This window comes from Rhodococcus sp. IEGM 1372 (assembly GCF_030056835.1).
Taxonomy (GTDB): domain Bacteria; phylum Actinomycetota; class Actinomycetes; order Mycobacteriales; family Mycobacteriaceae; genus Rhodococcoides.
The window spans coordinates 1-19,508 of sequence record NZ_JASHKS010000014.1 but is presented as its reverse complement, the minus strand read 5'-3'; the positions used below and the strand labels follow the sequence as shown (position 1 = coordinate 19,508).

The window sequence follows — 19,508 nt, the reverse complement described above, 5'->3', positions numbered from 1 at the left end:
GATCCCCACCCAACTCACTCCGGAACGAGTATGAATCGCTCCAACACCACTCGAGTGTCGTCGTCGACGGTGAAATCGGGATCACCCAGTTCCGCGCGAACCTCGGTGGAGTGCCAGAATCTTTCGTGCCCGGCTCGCCAGTGTGCCACGTCGATGTATCCCTCACCCTCGTCGAGGGCATGTTGGAGCGAAACATTCTTCAGCGCAACGATATCGACACCCGTGGTTTCGATGACTCCCACCACGACTCCGGCCGAATCCACCACCGCGCCGCGTTCACCGACCCTCGGAAGCTCCTCTTCGGTGTACTGAATCAACAGGCTCGCTGTGCTGGTCTTCTCACCGGACAGCACAGCCGCAACATGTCTGTCCCGCAGCGGTCCTGGGTACGCGAATTCGACAATCGGTAGATCGGTCACTCGCACATCATATTTCGAGGTCGACCCACACCAGCCGGTGGTCCGACGGGTGCTCGGTGCCCGAGGGCCAGTGGACGGCGGAGTCGATCACCGTCAGATCGTCCGACGGCAGCACGTAGTCGACGCGCAGGTCGCCGGGCGTAGGGTCGGCGAAATCGGCTGTGTCCGTGCCATGTTCGGCCGACATGGGTGCCGGATCCTGCACCCGCGGAAGGTCGAGAACCTGCGCGATGGCACCGGCCACCGAATCTCCGTCGACCGGATCGCTGTTCTGATCGCCCAGCATGACGAACGATGCGCCGTCCTCCAGCCCGCCGCGCACACCGTTGTCGTCGTACAGGTAGTCCGCACCCGAGATGTAATCGGCACTGAGCCTTATCTCGTCGTGGTTGCGCTTGCCGTTGCGGTCTTCGGGCCCGTCGAAGGACGGGGGAGTGGGGTGGGACGCCAACACATGTAGCGTCTTCCCGTTCACGTCGATCGGCACGTCCCAATGGGCCTTGCTGGACAGTCGAAGCGCGTGGGACACCTCTCCGTAGTAGTCGCGCGGTAGCAGCGAATCCGGCATGTCCTTCCACAGGAAGTTCTGGAACGTACGTACCGAATCGGTCGCGATCGGAAACTTCGAGTACACGACCATCCCGTACTGACCGGGAAACTGCCCGAATCCCCAGGCATCGCCCGGGCCGCCCAGCTTGCCGTCTTGGTCCAGGTCGAGGCCCGAGTCGACGCCCGTGTTGACCGGCGCAGTGAAGAAATACGGGTACTGCCCCTCGAGATAGTTGTCGTTGAACAATGTCACCGCGTCCTGGCCCGAGTAATCGAACTCGTTGACCAGCAACACATCCGGTGAGTTCGCTGCGATCACATCGGCGACCGCGCGGGCCTGGACGTCCTCTCCACTCAGGTCCGTCACCAGCTGCCCGGCCACCGGCCGATTGAGGCTGGCATTGAACGTCGCCACCCGAATGCTCGACGGCTCGTCGGGGGCCGGGTCCGTGGCGGTTGGATTCACAGAGGAACAACCGGCGGCCATGACGGCGAGGGTAACGGTGACGGCCACGAGTCTCGACATTCTCACGCTCGCCACCGTAGGGATGGCAAGCGAACACGAGGTTACGAATTAACAAGCAGGCGTGCTTGCTTTTTTCAGGACCTCCTGTGAAGCTGGGCTCATGGCAGACCTCGACTCTCTCGTCGACGACCTACGCGCCGAGGGCAATGACCTCGATGCACTCGTCGCCGAGCTGACCCCGGAGCAGTGGGCGGCACCGACACCGGCCGCGGGGTGGACCGTCGCGCACCAGATCGCGCACCTCTCCTGGACCGATCACGTCGCGGAGCGGACCACGTCCGGAGCATCCGGCGATGTCGAGGCCAAGGAGGAGTTCGCTCTCACTCTGAAGAAGGCATGGGAGAACCCCACCGGCTTCGTCGACGAGGCGGCCGAGGAGGAATCTCGCGATCCCGAACTACTGAGCACCTGGCGTACCCGACGCCGTGCCATGACCGAAGCACTCGCACAGGTTCCGCCGGGGACCAAGATCGACTGGTTCGGACCCCCGATGAGTACGGCGTCCATGGCCACGGCGCGTCTGATGGAGACCTGGGCGCACGGTCAGGATGTCGCCGACGCGGTGGGCGTCACCCGCGTCGCCACCGACCGAATCCGCGGCGTCGCACACATAGGCGTCCGCACAAGGGATTTCGCCTACGCGATCAACCAGCAAACGCCTCCCTCCGAACCTTTCCGCGTCGAGCTCACCGCGCCCTCGGGAGAGCTCTGGACCTGGGGACCCGAGAACGCCACCCAACGAGTGAGCGGTCCGGCCCTGGACTTCTGCCTCCTCGTCACACAGCGCGCCCACCCCGACGACCTCGCCGTTCATGCCGAGGGAACCGACGCCGCGCACTGGCTCACCATCGCCCAAGCCTTCGCAGGCCCTCCCGGAGCAGGACGAGACAGGGCCGGACGGACACAGTCAGGACGAGAGCAAGCATGACGGTACGGATCGCCAACTGTTCGGGCTTCTATGGAGACCGCCTCTCCGCCATGCGAGAGATGCTCGAGGGCGGCGAACTCGATTACCTCACCGGCGATTACCTCGCCGAGCTGACGATGCTCATTCTCGGCCGCGATCGCATGAAGGACGCGACCCGTGGCTACGCCAAAACCTTTCTGCGGCAGGCAGAGGACTGCCTGGGGCTGGCGCTGGACAAGGGTGTCAAGATCGTCGCCAACGCCGGTGGGCTCAATCCCCGAGGCCTGGCAGAGGCGCTGGAAAAATTGGACTCCGGCGCGAAGATCGCCTACGTCGACGGCGACGACCTCCTCGGCCGAGCGGCCGAACTCGGCCTCGGCAACCCGCTGACCGCAAATGCCTACCTCGGCGCGTGGGGCATCGTCGAATGCCTGAACTCCGGTGCCGACGTCGTGGTCACCGGGCGCGTCACCGACGCCAGCGTGATCGTCGGACCGGCCGCGGCCCACTTCGGTTGGGCACCCACCGATTACGACGCGTTGGCCGGGGCCGTGATCGCCGGACATGTCATCGAATGCGGAACGCAGGCGACGGGTGGCAACTACTCGTTCTTCACCGAAATCGCAGACATGTCCAGGCCCGGATTCCCCGTCGCCGAGATCGAGTCCGACGGTTCGTCCGTCATCACCAAGCACGAGGGCACCGGCGGTGCCGTCAGCGTCGGCACCGTCACCGCTCAGCTGCTGTACGAAATCACCGGCGGGCGGTACGCGAACCCCGACGTCACCGCGCGAATAGATTCGGCGATCCTGGCGCAGGAGTCCAGCGATCGAGTGTCCATCACCGGCGTCACCGGCGAAGCACCGCCACCCACCTACAAGGTCTCGCTCAACGCACTCGGCGGGTTCCGCAACGAATTCACGATGGTGCTCACCGGCCTCGATATCGAAGCCAAAGCAGCACTGGCACAACGGCAGTTCGAGTCCTGGCTCCCGGCTCGCCCCACCGAGCTCGACTGGACGCTGGTGCGCACCGACAAGCCCGACGCCGAGACCGAGGAGACGGCCAGCGCCCTGCTGCGCTGCGTTGCCCGCGACAGCAACCCCGACGCCGTCGGACGTCAGTTCTCCGCCGTAGCAGTCGAACTGGCCCTGGCCAGCTATCCCGGATTCTCGGTCACCGCCCCACCCGGAAACGGTGCGCCCTACGGGGTGTTCACCGCAGGCTTCGTCGACGCAGCCGAGGTGCCGCACGTCGCGCACCTGGCCGATGGCACCGAGTCCACCATCGCTCCTTCGGCCGAGACTCAGGTACTGGAGCCCGTGGAAGAACCGGTGCTGCCTGCACCCAGAGCGGCCGAAGCGGCCATTCGCCTTCCACTCGGCACCATCGCAGCGGCTCGAAGCGGCGACAAGGGCGGAAACGCCAACGTCGGGGTCTGGGTCCGCACCGACGACGAATTCTCCTGGCTGGTGCACGCATTGACGGTAGAGGCTCTGAAGCAGATGCTGCCCGAGGCCGAGCCGCTCACCGTCACGCGTCATGTACTGCCCAATCTGCGGGCCGTGAACTTCGTCATCGAGGGCATCCTCGGCCAAGGCGTCGCCTCGCAGGCCCGATTCGATCCACAGGCCAAGGGACTGGGTGAATGGCTGCGGTCGCGGCACATCGACATCCCGGAAACACTCGCTTACAAGGGAGAACTCGAATGAGTATCTGGACGACGCCGGAGCGTCAGCAGCTGCGCAAGACCGTCCGCAGTTTCGTGGAGCAGGACATCGCCCCGCACATGAATCAGTGGGAGACCGACGGCGAGATTCCGCGTGAGCTGCACAAGAAGGCAGCGGCTCTCGGACTGATCGGAGCAGGCTTTCCCGAGGAGGTCGGCGGCGATGGTGGAGATCTGGCCGACGCCGTTGTGATCTGCGAGGAGATGCACCAGGCCGGTGCGTCGGGTGGACTGTTCGCATCACTGTTCACCAGTGGAATTGCGTTGCCGCACTTGGTGGCTGCGGGTGACGCCGACCAGATCGAGAAGTGGGTGCGGCCCACGCTGGCGGGGGAGAAGATCGGCTCGCTCGCCATCACCGAACCGGGTGGCGGTTCCGACGTCGGGCACCTCAGGACGAAGGCCGTCAAGGACGGCGATCACTACGTCGTCAACGGCTCGAAGACGTACATCACCTCGGGGTGCCGAGCAGATTTCATCGTCACCGCGGTGCGCACCGGAGGCGAGGGCGCAGCGGGCGTCTCGCTGCTCGTCATCGAGAAGGGCACGCCAGGGTTCGAGGTCACCAGCAAGCTCGACAAGATGGGCTGGCGCGCATCCGATACCGCGGAGCTCTCGTTCGTCGACGCCCGCGTCCCGGTTGCCAACCTCGTCGGTGCCGAGAACAGCGGCTTCGCGCAGATCGCGCAGGCGTTTCTCACCGAGCGCATCGCCCTCGCCGCGCAGGCCTACGCCAGCGCGCAGCGGTGCCTCGATCTGACGCTGCAGTGGGTCCGTGATCGTGAGACCTTCGGAAAGCCGCTCATCGCAAGGCAATCCGTACAGAACACCGTCACCGAGATGGCCCGCAAGATCGACATCGCCCGCGTCTACACCCGCAGTATCGCCGAACGGTCCATGCTGGAGGACAGCGACTTCATCGCAGAAGTCTGCTTCGCCAAGAACACCGCCGTCGAGTCCGGAGAGTGGGTCGCCAATCAAGCGGTGCAGCTCTTCGGCGGGCTCGGCTACATGCGCGAGAGCGAGGTCGAGCGGCAGTACCGCGACATGCGCATCCTCGGCATCGGCGGCGGGACGACCGAGATTCTCACCGGGCTGGCTGCAAAACGATTGGGGTACCAGGCATGAGCGTGCTCAAATCCACCCTCGACACCGCATCGGAGCAGTACGCGGGGAGCGTCGAGGCCATGAACACCAAACTCGGCGAGATCGAGGCCGAGCACTCGAAGGCTCTGCTCGGTGGCGGTCAAAAATACGTCGAGCGACACAAGAAGCGCGGCAAGCTTCTCGCCCGTGAACGCATCGAACTGCTGATCGACGAGGACTCGGCCTTCCTCGAATTGTGCCCACTCGCGGCCTGGGGCAGCGACTTTCCCGTCGGAGCCAGCACCGTCATGGGTATCGGCGTGGTGTGCGGCGTCGAATGCCTCATCGTCGCCAACGACCCGACTGTCCGCGGCGGGGCGAGCAACCCGTGGACCCTCAAGAAGGGGTTCCGCGGCAACGACATCGCCACGCAGAACCGGCTTCCGGTCATCTCCTTGGTCGAGTCCGGTGGAGCCGATCTACCGACGCAGAAGGAGGTGTTCATCCCCGGCGGTCGCATGTTCCGTGATCTGACGCAGCTCTCGGCGGCGGGCATCCCCACGATCGCGCTGGTGTTCGGTAATTCCACCGCAGGCGGCGCGTACATCCCCGGCATGTCCGATCACGTCGTCATGGTCAAGGAACGCTCCAAGGTCTTCCTCGCCGGGCCACCGCTGGTCAAGATGGCGACCGGAGAGGACTCGGACGACGAGTCGCTCGGCGGTGCCGAGATGCACGCCCGAAAGTCCGGTCTCGCAGACTACTTTGCCGTCGACGAGCAGGATGCCATCCGCATCGGGCGCAGCATCGTTTCCCGTTTGAACTGGAAGAAGAAGGGCCCCGAGCCGCGCGCCGAGGTCATCGAGCCGTTGGCCGATCCCGAGGACCTGCTCGGCATCGTCCCCACGGATCTGAAGATCCCGTTCGACCCACGCGAGGTCATCGCCCGCATCGTCGACGGTTCGGATTTCGACGAGTTCAAGCCCATGTACGGCGGTTCGCTCGTCACCGGCTGGGCCGAGCTGCACGGATATCCGATCGGCATTCTGGCCAATGCCCGCGGTGTGTTGTTCAGCGAGGAATCGCAGAAGGCGACGCAGTTCATTCAGCTCGCCAATCGGTCGAACACCCCACTCCTGTTCCTGCACAACACCACCGGATACATGGTCGGCAAGGAGTACGAGGAGGGCGGGATGATCAAACACGGTTCGATGATGATCAACGCCGTGTCCAACTCGACGGTGCCGCACATCTCGATCCTGCTCGGTGCCTCCTACGGTGCCGGCCACTACGGCATGTGCGGACGCGCCTTCGATCCGCGATTCCTCTTCGCCTGGCCGTCCAGCAAATCAGCTGTCATGGGCGGCGCGCAGCTCGCCGGTGTCATCTCCATCGTCGGACGCGCCGCCGCCGAAGCTCGCGGACAAGCCTTCGATGCCGAAGCAGATGCCGGAATGCGCGCGATGATCGAAGGCCAGATCGAGGCCGAGTCGATGCCGATGTTCCTCTCCGGACGCCTCTACGACGACGGCGTCATCGACCCCCGTGATACCCGCACGGTGGTGGGAATGTGCCTGTCGGCCATCGCCACCGCCCCGATCGAAGGCACCGCCAACTTCGGTGTCTTCCGGATGTGACGCCATGACCGTAACCTCCGTCCTCGTAGCCAACCGCGGCGAAATCGCCCGACGCGTGTTCACCACCTGTCGCGCCGAAGGCATCGACACTGTCGCGGTGTTCTCCGACGCCGACGCGAACTCCCCGCACGTGCGCGAGGCCGATTCGGCAGTGCGGCTACCCGGAAACAGTTCGGCCGAGACGTACCTGCGCGGCGAGCTCGTCATCGCCGCAGCTGCGGCCGCCGGAGCCGACGCCGTGCATCCGGGATACGGATTCCTCTCCGAGAACGCAGATTTCGCACAACAGGTGCAGAACGCCGGCCTGACGTGGATCGGGCCGCCCGTCAAGGCCATCGAATTGATGGGCTCGAAGGTCGAGTCCAAGAAGATGATGGCCGACGCCGGCGTGCCGGTGCTGACCCAGCTCGATCCCGAGTCGGTCACCGAGAACGAGCTTCCGGTACTGATCAAAGCATCCGCGGGTGGCGGCGGTCGCGGCATGCGCATCGTGCGCAACCTCGAGAACCTGGAGGCGGAGCTCGAAGCCGCTGGACGCGAGGCACTCTCGGCGTTCGGTGATGGAACAGTGTTCGTCGAGCGGTACATCGAAACCGGTCGGCACATCGAAGTGCAGGTCATGGCCGACAGATTCGGCACGGTGTGGACGGTGGGCGAGCGCGAGTGCTCGATCCAACGCAGGCATCAGAAGGTCGTCGAGGAGGCACCGTCGCCGCTCGTCGAACGCATCGACGGCATGCGCGAGAAGCTCTTCCATGCGGCGACGCTGGCCACCGAGGCCATCGGCTACGAGGGTGCGGGCACCGTCGAATTCCTCGCCGACGAGAAGGGCAACTTCTTCTTCCTCGAGATGAACACCCGTCTGCAGGTCGAGCACCCGGTCACCGAATGCACGACGGGACTCGACCTGGTGGCGCTGCAGATCAGGGTCGCCGCGGGGGAGCGGTTGCCCGCCGAGCAGCCGAAGACGCGTGGACACTCCATCGAAGTTCGTCTCTACGCGGAGGATCCGGCCCAGGATTGGCAGCCGCAGAGCGGTGCCGTGCACCGATTCGAGATCCCCGGTGCGCAGTTCGAGGTGCTGGACAAGGCCGGCATCAGAGTCGATTCCGGCGTCGAGACCGGCAGTGTGGTGGGAACTCATTACGACCCGATGCTCGCGAAGGTCATCTCGTTCGCGCCGACGCGGGATCAGGCTGCGAATCTACTGGCGAAAGCGTTGCACAAGGCCACCGTTCACGGCCTGAAGACCAACCGCGATCTACTGGTCAACATCCTGCGGCATCCGGCGTTCCTGGCCGGGGATACCGACACGGCCTTCTTCGACACGCACGGGCTCGAGGTACTGGCTCAGCCGATCGCACACGGCCGCGCCGAGGAACTCTCGGCTCTCGCGGCTGCGTTGGCCGACGCAGCGAGCAACACCGCGCGGGCGCGAGTGAACCGGGGACTGCCCGGCGGCTGGCGCAATCTCCGGTCCCAACCACAGCGCAAGACGTACAACGACATCACCGTCGAATACTCGATCGGACGCAGCGGACTCACCTCTTCGGTGGAGGGCGTCGAACTGATTGAGCACACCCCGACGCGGGTGACGCTCGACGACAATGGAATTCGTCGTATCTTCCAGGTGAGCAGCTACGGTTCGGACGTCTTCGTCGATTCCGCTCTCGGTCCGGTCAGATTGATCAAGGCCCCGCGGTTCACCGACCCCACCGACGAGGTCGCGGCCGGTTCGTTGTTCGCACCGATGCCCGGCAGTGTCATCAGAATCGCTGCTGCGCAGGGCGATACCGTCACCGCCGGTCAGCCGATCCTGTGGCTGGAGGCGATGAAGATGGAACACACGGTCACCGCGCCCGCCGACGGTGTGCTCACCGAATTGAACGTAGTGGAAGGTCAGCAAGTCGAAGTCGGCGCAGTTCTCGCCGTTGTCACCGAAGAAGCCGTCACCGAAGAGGGAGTGGAGCAATCATGAGTTTCATCGAAACCGAAGAGCAGAAGGGTCTGCGCAACGCAGTCTCGTCACTCGGCAAGCGCTACAACTACATCGACTACGTCCTGCCGAAGGCGCGCAAGGGTGAGCCGCTGACCGAACTGTGGAACGAGGCGGGCAAGCTCGGCTTCCTTGGCGTCAACCTGCCCGAGGAGTACGGCGGCGGTGGCGCGGGCATCTACGAACTCGCGCTCGTGCAGGAGGAATTGGCCGCGCACGGCGCCGGTCTGCTGCTGGTCGTCGTCAGCCCGGCCATCTGCGGCACCATCATCGGCAAGTACGGCACGGCCGATCAGAAGCAGGAGTGGCTCACCGCCCTCGCCGACGGGTCCAAGATCATGGTCTTCGGCATCACCGAACCCGACGCCGGCTCCAACTCACACCAGATCACGACCACGGCGCGTCGTGACGGTGACGAGTGGATTCTCAAGGGCAACAAGATCTACATCTCCGGCGTGGATCAGGCCGATGCGGTCCTGATCGTCGCACGCACCGAGGATTCGAAGACCGGCAAGCTCAAGCCGGCGCTGTTCATCGTGCCCACGGACGCTCCGGGACTGCAGAAGACGCAGATGGAGATGGACATCGTCGAGCCCGATCATCAGTTCGTACTGTTCCTCGACGACGTCAGGCTCCCCGCCGAAGCGCTCGTCGGAGAGGCCGACGCCGCTCTGATGCAGCTGTTCGCCGGGCTGAACCCCGAGCGCATTCTCGGTGCCGCGATGGCCGTCGGAATGGGGCGCTACGCCATCGACGCCGCCGTGAAGTACGCCAACGAGCGGACCGTCTGGAAGACGCCGATCGGAGCGCATCAGGGTCTCGCGCATCCGTTGGCGCAGTGCAAGATCGAACTCGAGCTCGCCAAGCTGATGATGCAGAAGGCAGCGGTGCTCTACGACTCCGGCGACGACTTCGGTGCTGCCGAGGCGGCGAACATGGCGAAATACGCTGCGGCCGAAGCCAGTATCAAGGCGCTGGATCAGGCGATCCAGACCCACGGCGGTGCCGGCTTGAGCAGCGAGTACGGCCTGGCTGCGATGCTCGGGGCGGCTCGCATCGCCCGCGTCGCACCGGTGAGTCGGGAGATGATCCTGAACTTCGTGAGCCAGCACTCGCTCGGCCTGCCGAGAAGCTACTGATGGCCGTTCTCGTCGAGTCGGGCAAGGACACAGCGTATTTGACGTTGGATTCGCCGGAGAACCGGAACGCGCTGTCCTCGGTGTTGGTCGAAGAATTGACCGCGGGACTCATCGCTGCGGCGCACGACGACGACGTCAGAACGATCGTGCTCGGCCACACCGGCACCACGTTCTGTGCCGGAGCAGATCTCCGCGAAGCCGGAGCATCACCGGAACTTCGCACGCGGCAGATGCTGGATCTGATGCGGCTGATCATCGACACCCCGAAACCTGTCGTCGTGAAGATCGACGGACATGTGCGGGCAGGCGGGATGGGGCTCGTCGCGGCCTGCGACATCGCGGTCGCCGGACCCGAGAGCTCGTTCGCGTTGACGGAGGTTCGGCTGGGCCTGGCCGCGTCGGTCATCTCGGTGGCCGTGCTGCCGCGGCTGACGTCTCGCGCGGCGAGTCGATATTTCCTCACAGGGGAGACGTTCGACGGGGCGACGGCCGAGGCGATCGGTCTGGTCACCGTGGCCGACGCCGTTCCCGCAGCCGTGGTGGCCGACTACATGATCGTGTTCAGGAAGTGTTCGCCGCAGGGCCTGGCCGAGTCGAAGCTCCTTGCCACGGCCGCGATCAGGCGCGAGATGGACGAGCGCGGGACGGCCGTCGCCGAGCAATCGGCCAGGTTGTTTGCATCCGACGAGGCCCGAGAGGGGATGATGTCCTTTCTGGAGAAGAGGCCCCCGTCCTGGGCGGCCGAGAAGTAGAGCGGCCGAGAAGTCAGGTCGGTAGTAGGGAGTATGGCGATGGTGATGGCGCGCGAACCCAAGCAGGACCGCAGCAGGGTGACGCGTCAGCGACTGCTCGAGGCGACGATCGATTCGCTCGCCGAGCAGGGCTGGGTCGCAACGACGGTCGGCGTGGTCGCCGAACGTGCAGGCGTCTCCCGCGGCGCCACCCAGCATCATTTCCCGACGCGCGAGGACCTGATCACCGGAGCGCTCGAGTACATGTTCGACACTCGGATGGACAGTGCTCGCCGCGAGGCGCAGGAGATTCCGGCGGGCCCCGGCCGGACGACACTGGTGGTGGAGCGGCTCGTCGAGTACTACACCGGGCCGATGTTCAAAGCGGCACTGCAGGTCTGGACCGCGGCCTCGGCCGACCCCGAGTTGCGCGATCGGATCGTTCCTCTCGAAGAACGGTTCGGTCGTCGCGCCCACAAGATGGCCGTCGAGAACCTCGGGGTCGACGACAACGATCCCGTCACCCACCGTCTCGTTCAGGCAACCCTCGACCTCGCCCGCGGTCTGGGTCTGGCCGATGTGCTCACCGACGACGCACGACGACGTGCCGAGGTCGTGCGCTCGTGGGCAGAGGTGTTGGATGCGTCGTTGAACGCGCGGCTGTCCGCCGCGGGAGCGGTAGCGCAGTAGAGAGCCGCACGATCTGCAGTTCCGATCGACGTGTGCTTGAGTCTGGCGGGTGACTTCCGAAATCGCTCGCGTGCACCGCGGCCACATCTTTCACGTCGCTGGATCGCCCACGGTGCTCGACGCCGCCGCCGCGCTGGTCTCGATTCCCGACGGTGCCCTCGTGGTCGGCGACGACGGAATCATCGAGTACTGCGGTGAGTTCGATTCGCTCCCAACCGAATTCGCGCAGCATACGGTTGCCGACCATCGGCTCGGGTTCCTGCTGCCGGGATTCGTCGACACCCACATTCACTTCCCGCAGACCTACGCCGGAGATTCCTACGGCGGCGGGCAACTGCTCGAGTGGCTGAACACGTGCATCTTTCCGTCCGAGTCCCGCTTCGCCGATCCCGAGTTCGCTGCCGCTGCGGCCAGAGACTTCTGCGCCGCGCGGATCCGGGCCGGAACCACGCAGGCGATGGTGTTCGGATCGGCGTTCCCGCATGCGCAGGACTCGCTGTTCGCCGAAACCGAGAAGCACGGGCTACGCATCGTCAGCGGCCGAGGGATCCAGACCACCGGCCCGGCGTCGGCGCAGGCATTGATCACCGGTGAGGACGAGGCCATCCGACTGGTGTCCGAGGAGATCGAGAAATGGCACGCAGCCGACACCGGCGATGTCGACACGGCACTGCTGCACGTGGCCGTCGTACCGCGGTTCTCGCTCTCGGTGACGACGCAGACGCTGAAGAACCTCGGCGAGCTCTACGATTCCGTGCGCGCCCGAGGCGTCTACTTCCACACACACCTGAACGAGAACAACCGGCCGGGGACCGGCGAGATCGACGCCACCAAGAATGCCTACGGGGTGGAGACGTACCTCGACACCTACGACGGCAAGTTTCTGCCGGGCTCGCAGGTCGGTGGGAAGAGCTTCCTGGGCCCGCGCACCATCCTGGCCCACGCGGTGCACTGTCAGGACGTCGAACTCGCGCGAATGGCAGAGACCGGCACGTCCATCGCGCACTGTCCCACCTCGCAGCAGTTCCTGGGCTCGGGCACCATGCCGTGGCTGCGAACCGTCGCCGCGGGGGTGAACATCGCCATCGGGTCGGACTTCGGCGGCGGTGACGAGTGGCTGTTGCCGCAGGTCCTGGCCGACGCGTTCAAGGTGCACATCTCCGAGGCCGGTGACGCAGGACTGTCCCTGCATCCCGCCGAATTGCTGTTCACCGGAACCCTCGCCGGGGCACGAGCGCTGGACATGGAGAGCCGAATCGGCAACTTCGACGCGGGCAAGGAAGCCGACTTCGTAGTGGTCGATCCGTCCGCATGGCCGCAGCTCGCGGCGGCGATCGACCACGGCGTCCGCGCCGACGATGCCGAGCTCGCCCGAGACCAGACCCTGTTCGCGCTGCTGATGTCGATGCGCGAGCCCGCCATCGTCGGCGTCTACGTCCAGGGCCGGAAGCTCGCGCCTTCGCGGTAACGTATGGCGACTCGCTTCCAAAGGATCAGGAGACACACAGGTATGGCTCGTCGGACTCGATTCGGTCTCCTCGCAGCTGCATTCGCGGCTGTGGGCACCATGGCCCTCGCGCCGCTCGCACAGGCGCAACCGCCTGCCGATGCGCCGCCTGCACCCACCGAGAACGCACCTGCACCCCCGCCTGGACCGGGTCCCGTCCCCGTTCTGCAGATTCCCAACCTCGGGGTCACCGTCGGCGGACTCATCGTTCCGGATCAGTGGATCGGCACGATCGAGGTCGCCGGTACCGAGACGCCGGGACTGACCCACATCTGGGGCCGTGCCGCCGATCCGCGGGTCTGCACGTCGTACCAGAACTTCGCCAGCCTGCAAGTCGACTTCGTCAACATCGCCAACGGACGCACCGGGTCGGTCAACGCACCGATCTGCCGGCAGGGAAACGGCGTGTTCGAGCCCGCGGGACCGGTCGTCGCCGATACCGGCAGCGGCCCGGTCCTGTTCACCGCGCACGTCCTTGCCTCCGGAATCGTGTTCGACATTCCCGGCGTCGGCGGATTCTCGGCCCCGTAGCAGATGACGAGACGGTTCGCGATGGTCGTGACGGCAACAGCCGTGCTGATCGCCGGGTGCGGCGGTGCGGAGGACGACGCTGCATCGACGCAAGAGACTGCCCCGACGACCACGGTGTACGAGCCGGGTCCCTTCTTCGGTGAATGCGGATCGATCACCGACGCCGAGGTGCAGTCCGCGTTCGAAGCGGGCCCGTTCGCGCAGATCACCCGTAACTCCGTCGGATGCCAGTGGGAGACCACGGGGTTCGGCGGACCGGGCGTCAGCTTCTCCTGGTACCGCGGCAGCCCTATCGGACGCGAACGCGCCGGTTCCGAGCTGATCGGCCGTCCGGCGAAAGACATCGAGATCGACGGCAACCCGGGATTCGAGGCAGAGCAGGACACTCTGTGCGAAATAGGTGTGCAGTTCGGCGACGACTTCTTCCACTGGTCGATCACGTACTCCCTCGGACCGGCCGCGCGTCCGCCGTGCGACGTCGGAAACGAACTCGCGACTCTGACCGTGGAGCGCAAGCAATGACACGCAGACGAGTGGTCGCGGCGGCGTCGACCCTGTTGCTCGTCGCCGGGTGCGCCCAGACCGTCGAGGGAACTGCGAGACCGGCGAGCTTCGCAGGCTCCGGTGGCCAAGAATTCACCGAATTGTTGTCCGAGTGCGATGCCGTCTCCGACGACCAGATCGCCGAGACCACCGGAGCCGACGCCATCGAACGCGGCTTCTTCGGGGCCATCTGTCGGTGGGATCTCGTCGGCTCCGCGGGCACGGTGAAGGTGACGTTCAACTGGTTCGAATCCGGCACTCTGGCCGCCGAGCGGGCCGCCGAGGAAAAGATGATGTACACCGTCACCGACACAACGGTGCAGGGCCGCAAGGCAATCCAGGCTCAGCGTCCGAACGATCCCGATTCGTGCGGAGTCTCGGCCGGGGCGGATCGGGACGGCATCTTCGGGTGGTGGGTGCAGTACCAGCCCGGTGCCGCTCATCCCGATCCGTGCCAGGCCGCGGCGAAGCTGGCCGACCTCACACTCAACCTGAGCAGATAGGTTGCGTATCAGGGCGAAGGGTGTTTTGACCCGAGGCCGCGCCGCCGGGTATCGTTATGGGTCGTGTCCGGCCTGGCCGGACAGTTTGTGTGCCTATGCGAGGTACAGCCGTGCGCACGTTCGCTCTGAGAGCGCGCAACCGGCTGGACGTGTGGGGGTATGCGACACACCCGACCGCGGGGTGCAAGAGACCCGCGGTAGCAGTACTGGAGCAGCAGTACCGGGTGAGGAGCAGTGTTCTCTTGCTCCAACTGCTAGATCCCTGTTTATCGACACGAAGAAAGCCGGTTCATGCCAACGATCAACCAGCTGGTCCGTAAGGGACGCACCGACAAGGTCGCGAAACTGAAGACCGCTGCCCTCAAGGGCAGTCCACAGCGCCGTGGCGTGTGCACTCGCGTGTACACCACCACCCCCAAGAAGCCGAACTCCGCGCTCCGTAAGGTCGCGCGTGTTCGCCTGACCTCCTCGGTCGAGGTCACCGCATACATCCCCGGTGAGGGTCACAACCTGCAGGAGCACTCGATGGTGCTCGTTCGCGGTGGTCGTGTGAAGGACCTCCCGGGTGTGCGTTACAAGATCATCCGCGGCTCGCTCGACACCCAGGGTGTCAAGAACCGCAAGCAGGCTCGTAGCCGCTACGGAGCCAAGAAGGAGAAGAGCTGATATGCCACGCAAGGGCCCAGCACCCAAGCGGCCGCTGATCAACGACCCGGTCTACGGATCGCCGTTGGTCACGCAGCTCGTCAACAAGATTCTCCTCGACGGCAAGAAGTCGACCGCAGAGCGCATCGTCTACCAGGCGCTCGAGCAGGCTCGCGAGAAGACCGGCACCGACCCCGTCGTCACGCTCAAGCGTGCACTCGACAACGTCAAGCCGGCCCTCGAGGTTCGCAGCCGTCGCGTCGGTGGTGCCACCTACCAGGTGCCCGTCGAGGTTCGTCCCGGCCGTTCCACCACGCTGGCACTGCGCTGGCTGGTCACGTTTTCGCGCGCTCGTCGTGAGAAGACCATGGTCGAGCGTCTGGCGAACGAGTTGCTCGACGCCAGCAACGGCCTCGGTGCCGCTGTGAAGCGTCGCGAGGACACTCACAAGATGGCCGAAGCCAACAAGGCGTTCGCTCACTACCGCTGGTGATCTCCTCGCTCGGGCGGTGTCGGAACTATCCGATACCGCCGGAGCGTTGATCAGCTCAGGCAATACCTCTTCCAACACCAAGGCGGGTTAACTCGTGGCACAGGACGTGCTGACCGACCTACTCAAGGTCCGCAACATCGGCATCATGGCCCACATCGATGCCGGCAAGACCACCACTACCGAACGCATCCTCTTCTACACCGGTATCTCCTACAAGATCGGTGAAGTTCACGATGGCGCAGCCACCATGGACTGGATGGAGCAGGAGCAGGAGCGTGGCATCACGATCACCTCTGCTGCCACGACGTGCTTCTGGAACGACAACCAGATCAACATCATCGACACCCCCGGTCACGTCGACTTCACCGTCGAGGTGGAGCGCTCGCTCCGCGTCCTCGACGGCGCTGTCGCAGTGTTCGATGGCAAAGAAGGTGTCGAGCCGCAGTCCGAGCAGGTCTGGCGTCAGGCCGACAAGTACGACGTGCCGCGCATCTGCTTCGTCAACAAGATGGACAAGCTCGGCGCGGACTTCTACTACACCGTGCAGACCATCATCGATCGTCTCGGTGCCAAGCCGCTGGTCATCCAGCTGCCCATCGGCGCAGAGAATGATTTCGAGGGCGTCATCGACCTCGTGCAGATGAAGGCTCTCGTGTGGAGTGGCGAGACCAAGCTCGGCGAGAAGTACGAGATCCAGGAGATCCCGGAAAACCTCAAGGAGCGCGCGGACGAGTACCGCACCATGTTGCTCGAGACCGTGGCCGAGTCCGACGAAGCGCTTCTGGAGAAGCACTTCGGCGGCGAAGAGCTCACGATCGACGAGATCAAGGGCGCCATCCGCAAGATGACGGTCAACAGCGAGTTGTACCCGATCCTGTGTGGATCCGCGTTCAAGAACAAGGGCGTCCAGCCCATGCTCGACGCGGTCATCGACTACCTCCCGTCTCCCCTCGACGTTGCTGAGACCATCGGACACGCCGTCGGCGACGAGGAGAAGGAGATCACTCGCAAGCCGTCCGCAGACGAGCCGTTCGCGGCTCTCGCGTTCAAGATCGCGACTCACCCCTTCTTCGGCAAGCTGACCTACGTCCGGGTGTACTCGGGCAAGGTCGACTCCGGCGCTCAGGTCATCAACTCGACCAAGGGCAAGAAGGAGCGTCTGGGCAAGCTGTTCCAGATGCACTCCAACAAGGAGAACGCGATCGCGACCGCATCTGCCGGTCACATCTACGCGGTCATCGGCCTCAAGGACACCACGACGGGTGACACGCTCTGCGATCCGCAGAACCAGATCATCCTCGAGTCCATGAGCTTCCCGGACCCGGTCATCCAGGTCTCGATCGAGCCGAAGACCAAGTCCGACCAGGAGAAGCTGGGAACAGCAATCCAGAAGCTCGCCGAAGAGGATCCCACCTTCTCGGTGAAGCTGGACGAGGACACCGGCCAGACCGTCATCGGCGGCATGGGCGAGCTGCACCTCGACATCCTCGTCGACCGTATGCGTCGCGAGTTCAAGGTCGAGGCCAACGTCGGCAAGCCGCAGGTCGCGTACCGCGAGACCATCCGCAAGACGGTCGAGAAGCACGACTACACCCACAAGAAGCAGACCGGTGGCTCCGGCCAGTTCGCGAAGGTCATCATCAAGCTCGAGCCTTTCGAGGGCGAAGACGGTGCGACCTACGAATTCGAGAACAAGGTCTCCGGTGGTCGTGTGCCCAGGGAGTACATCCCCTCGGTCGACGCCGGTGCGCAGGACGCCATGCAGTACGGTGTTCTCGCCGGATACCCCCTGGTCAACGTCAAGGTCACACTGCTCGACGGTGCTTACCACGACGTCGACTCGTCGGAAATGGCCTTCAAGGTCGCCGGCTCACAAGCGTTCAAGGAAGCCGCCCGCAAGGCCAGCCCCGTCATTCTCGAACCCGTCATGGCCGTCGAGGTCATCACGCCCGAGGATTACATGGGTGAGGTCATCGGCGACCTGAACTCCCGCCGTGGTCAGATTCAGGCCATGGAGGAGCGCAGCGGTGCCCGTATCGTCAAGGCACTGGTTCCGCTGTCGGAGATGTTCGGCTACATCGGAGACCTTCGGTCGAAGACACAGGGCCGCGCTAACTACTCCATGGTCTTCGATTCGTACGCAGAAGTTCCCGCGAACGTAGCGAAGGAAATCATCGCGAAGGTCAACGGAGAGTAATTCTCTTCGTTTGCTGGACCACGCTCGACCTGTAATAAGTAAGAACACATACGCGTGCCGGCCCCGTCGGGGCCCGCACAGATCAGTCCAGGAGGACACACAGTGGCGAAGGCGAAGTTCGATCGGACGAAGCCGCACGTCAACATCGGCACCATCGGTCACGTTGACCACGGTAAGACGACGCTGACGGCTGCAATCACCAAGGTTCTGCACGACAAGTTCCCGGACCTGAACGAGGCCTCGGCTTTCGATCAGATCGACAAGGCTCCGGAGGAGAAGGCTCGTGGTATCACGATCAACATCTCCCACGTCGAGTACCAGACCGAGAAGCGCCACTACGCGCACGTCGATGCACCGGGTCACGCCGACTACATCAAGAACATGATCACCGGCGCGGCACAGATGGACGGCGCAATCCTGGTCGTTGCAGCAACCGACGGCCCGATGCCGCAGACCCGCGAGCACGTGCTGCTCGCCCGCCAGGTCGGTGTTCCGTACATCCTGGTCGCACTGAACAAGGCCGACATGGTCGACGACGACGAGATCATCGAGCTCGTCGAGATGGAGGTCCGCGAGCTCCTCGCTTCGCAGGAGTTCGACGAGGACGCACCGGTCATCAAGGTCTCCGCACTCAAGGCACTCGAGGGTGACGAGAAGTGGGGCGAGTCGGTTCTGGAGCTCATGCAGGCCGTCGACGATTCGGTTCCGGACCCCGTCCGTGAGACCGACAAGCCGTTCCTCATGCCCGTCGAGGACGTCTTCACCATCACCGGTCGTGGCACCGTGGTCACCGGGCGTATCGAGCGCGGCTCGGTCAACGTCAACGAAGAGGTCGAGATCGTCGGCATCCGCCCCGGCTCGACCAAGACCACCGTCACCGGAATCGAAATGTTCCGCAAGCTGCTCGACTCGGGTCAGGCAGGCGACAACGTCGGCCTCCTCGTTCGTGGCATCAAGCGCGAAGACGTCGAGCGTGGACAGGTCATCATCAAGCCCGGCACCACGACTCCCCACACGGAGTTCGAGGGCAACGCCTACATCCTCTCGAAGGACGAGGGCGGCCGCCACACGCCGTTCTTCAACAACTACCGCCCGCAGTTCTACTTCCGTACCACGGACGTTACGGGCGTCGTGACCCTTCCCGAGGGCACCGAGATGGTCATGCCCGGTGACAACACCGAGATGTCCGTCACGCTGATCCAGCCGGTCGCCATGGATGTCGGCCTCCGTTTCGCAATCCGTGAGGGCGGTCGTACCGTCGGAGCCGGTCGCGTCACGAAGATCGTCAAGTGATCTAGTTTCACCCAGCTGTACCTGAAGCGGCACTCACCCTCACGGGGTGGGTGCCGCTTTTGCGTGCGTGCACCCCTCCCGTGAGCGTCAATGGACCCTTGTACCGCTCAGACGTATGTGCACCGCTCCCCGGAAGTTGGACTGAGTAATTCAGTTCCGACTACCGGGGAGTTTTGTATGCGTGCACGAAGTTCACTTACCGAGGATCAGCGGGTCGCGGCGGTAGCGTTGTTCGAGGATGGTGTCGGTGCCGTCTCGGCTGCTAAGAAGGTCGGTGGCGGGGCAGGCCCAGTGATCTTGCTCTACGACCGGTGGCGGGTTCGAGGGAGGAATGCGTTGGTGGAGAAACCGGATCGACAACACTTCTCGTTCGAGTTCAAACTTGCT

At 64.4% G+C, this 19,508-nt stretch carries 19 protein-coding genes; 16 read left to right on the top strand and 3 right to left on the bottom strand.

All coding sequences use genetic code 11. The annotated features are described in order from the left end of the window. Window positions 1-14: 14 nt before the first annotated feature. Together QM590_RS13875 and QM590_RS13870 are read right to left on the bottom strand one after the other, a co-directional pair. Window positions 15-419, bottom strand: a complete 405-nt coding sequence (locus QM590_RS13875) for an ASCH domain-containing protein (RefSeq protein ID WP_269595334.1) — start codon at window positions 417-419, stop codon at window positions 15-17. 7 nt (window positions 420-426) lie between these two features. Further along, complete coding sequence (locus tag QM590_RS13870) at window positions 427-1,494, bottom strand: endonuclease/exonuclease/phosphatase family protein (RefSeq protein WP_269595392.1); 1,068 nt, start codon at window positions 1,492-1,494, stop codon at window positions 427-429. Window positions 1,495-1,594: 100 nt separating this feature from the next. Between QM590_RS13870 and QM590_RS13865 the strand changes: the two genes are divergently transcribed. From QM590_RS13865 to tuf, 16 genes are all read left to right on the top strand, one after another. Next, a complete protein-coding gene (locus QM590_RS13865) occupies window positions 1,595-2,422 on the top strand; it encodes a TIGR03084 family metal-binding protein (protein ID WP_269595333.1) in 828 nt (275 codons plus the stop codon). Then, window positions 2,419-4,113 carry an acyclic terpene utilization AtuA family protein gene (locus QM590_RS13860; protein WP_269595332.1) on the top strand — a complete coding sequence of 565 codons (1,695 nt, stop codon included), beginning with the start codon at window positions 2,419-2,421 and terminating at the stop codon, window positions 4,111-4,113. The genes QM590_RS13865 and QM590_RS13860 overlap by 4 nt, the downstream gene beginning before the upstream one ends. Next, window positions 4,110-5,258: an acyl-CoA dehydrogenase family protein gene (locus QM590_RS13855; RefSeq protein WP_269595331.1), complete on the top strand. Its 1,149-nt coding sequence runs from the start codon at window positions 4,110-4,112 to the stop codon at window positions 5,256-5,258. The genes QM590_RS13860 and QM590_RS13855 overlap by 4 nt, the downstream gene beginning before the upstream one ends. After that, window positions 5,255-6,853: an acyl-CoA carboxylase subunit beta gene (locus QM590_RS13850; protein WP_269595330.1), complete on the top strand. Its 1,599-nt coding sequence runs from the start codon at window positions 5,255-5,257 to the stop codon at window positions 6,851-6,853. Before QM590_RS13855 ends, QM590_RS13850 begins: the two co-directional genes overlap by 4 nt. Before the next feature lie 4 nt (window positions 6,854-6,857). Further along, entirely contained in the window at window positions 6,858-8,831 is a 1,974-nt protein-coding gene (locus QM590_RS13845; protein ID WP_269595329.1) for an acetyl/propionyl/methylcrotonyl-CoA carboxylase subunit alpha, read from the top strand. Then, the gene (locus tag QM590_RS13840; RefSeq protein WP_068283787.1) at window positions 8,828-9,988 is read left to right on the top strand and encodes an acyl-CoA dehydrogenase family protein; all 1,161 of its coding nucleotides are present in this window, start codon (window positions 8,828-8,830) and stop codon (window positions 9,986-9,988) included. The genes QM590_RS13845 and QM590_RS13840 overlap by 4 nt, the downstream gene beginning before the upstream one ends. Continuing rightward, entirely contained in the window at window positions 9,988-10,740 is a 753-nt protein-coding gene (locus QM590_RS13835; protein ID WP_269595328.1) for an enoyl-CoA hydratase family protein, read from the top strand. Before QM590_RS13840 ends, QM590_RS13835 begins: the two co-directional genes overlap by 1 nt. A 45-nt stretch (window positions 10,741-10,785) precedes the next feature. Further along, complete coding sequence (locus QM590_RS13830) at window positions 10,786-11,409, top strand: TetR/AcrR family transcriptional regulator (RefSeq protein ID WP_094641518.1); 624 nt, start codon at window positions 10,786-10,788, stop codon at window positions 11,407-11,409. Between the two features lie 61 nt (window positions 11,410-11,470). After that, a complete protein-coding gene (locus QM590_RS13825; protein WP_269595391.1) occupies window positions 11,471-12,877 on the top strand; it encodes an amidohydrolase family protein in 1,407 nt (468 codons plus the stop codon). A 42-nt stretch (window positions 12,878-12,919) separates the two neighbouring features. Then, window positions 12,920-13,447: a hypothetical protein gene (locus QM590_RS13820; RefSeq protein ID WP_269595327.1), complete on the top strand. Its 528-nt coding sequence runs from the start codon at window positions 12,920-12,922 to the stop codon at window positions 13,445-13,447. A 21-nt stretch (window positions 13,448-13,468) separates the two neighbouring features. Then, entirely contained in the window at window positions 13,469-13,969 is a 501-nt protein-coding gene (locus tag QM590_RS13815) for a DUF3558 domain-containing protein (RefSeq protein WP_411741343.1), read from the top strand. Further along, window positions 13,966-14,493 carry a DUF3558 domain-containing protein gene (locus QM590_RS13810; protein WP_269595325.1) on the top strand — a complete coding sequence of 176 codons (528 nt, stop codon included), beginning with the start codon at window positions 13,966-13,968 and terminating at the stop codon, window positions 14,491-14,493. The genes QM590_RS13815 and QM590_RS13810 overlap by 4 nt, the downstream gene beginning before the upstream one ends. Window positions 14,494-14,784: 291 nt before the next feature. After that, complete coding sequence (rpsL, locus tag QM590_RS13805; protein WP_008714048.1) at window positions 14,785-15,159, top strand: 30S ribosomal protein S12; 375 nt, start codon at window positions 14,785-14,787, stop codon at window positions 15,157-15,159. A gap of 1 nt (window position 15,160) precedes the next feature. Then, window positions 15,161-15,631 (top strand): 30S ribosomal protein S7, encoded by a 471-nt coding sequence (rpsG, locus tag QM590_RS13800; RefSeq protein WP_003941856.1) that lies wholly within the window; start codon window positions 15,161-15,163, stop codon window positions 15,629-15,631. A 94-nt stretch (window positions 15,632-15,725) separates the two neighbouring features. Further along, window positions 15,726-17,828, top strand: coding sequence for an elongation factor G (gene fusA / locus QM590_RS13795; RefSeq protein WP_037191357.1), 2,103 nt, complete (start codon window positions 15,726-15,728; stop codon window positions 17,826-17,828). Window positions 17,829-17,930: 102 nt separating this feature from the next. Continuing rightward, complete coding sequence (gene tuf / locus QM590_RS13790) at window positions 17,931-19,121, top strand: elongation factor Tu (RefSeq protein WP_032380840.1); 1,191 nt, start codon at window positions 17,931-17,933, stop codon at window positions 19,119-19,121. 192 nt (window positions 19,122-19,313) lie between these two features. On the opposite strand, the gene QM590_RS13785 is transcribed toward tuf, so the two are convergent. Then, window positions 19,314-19,508, bottom strand: a 195-nt coding sequence (locus QM590_RS13785; RefSeq protein ID WP_283279194.1) for a hypothetical protein, incomplete at its 5' end; no start/stop codon positions are given.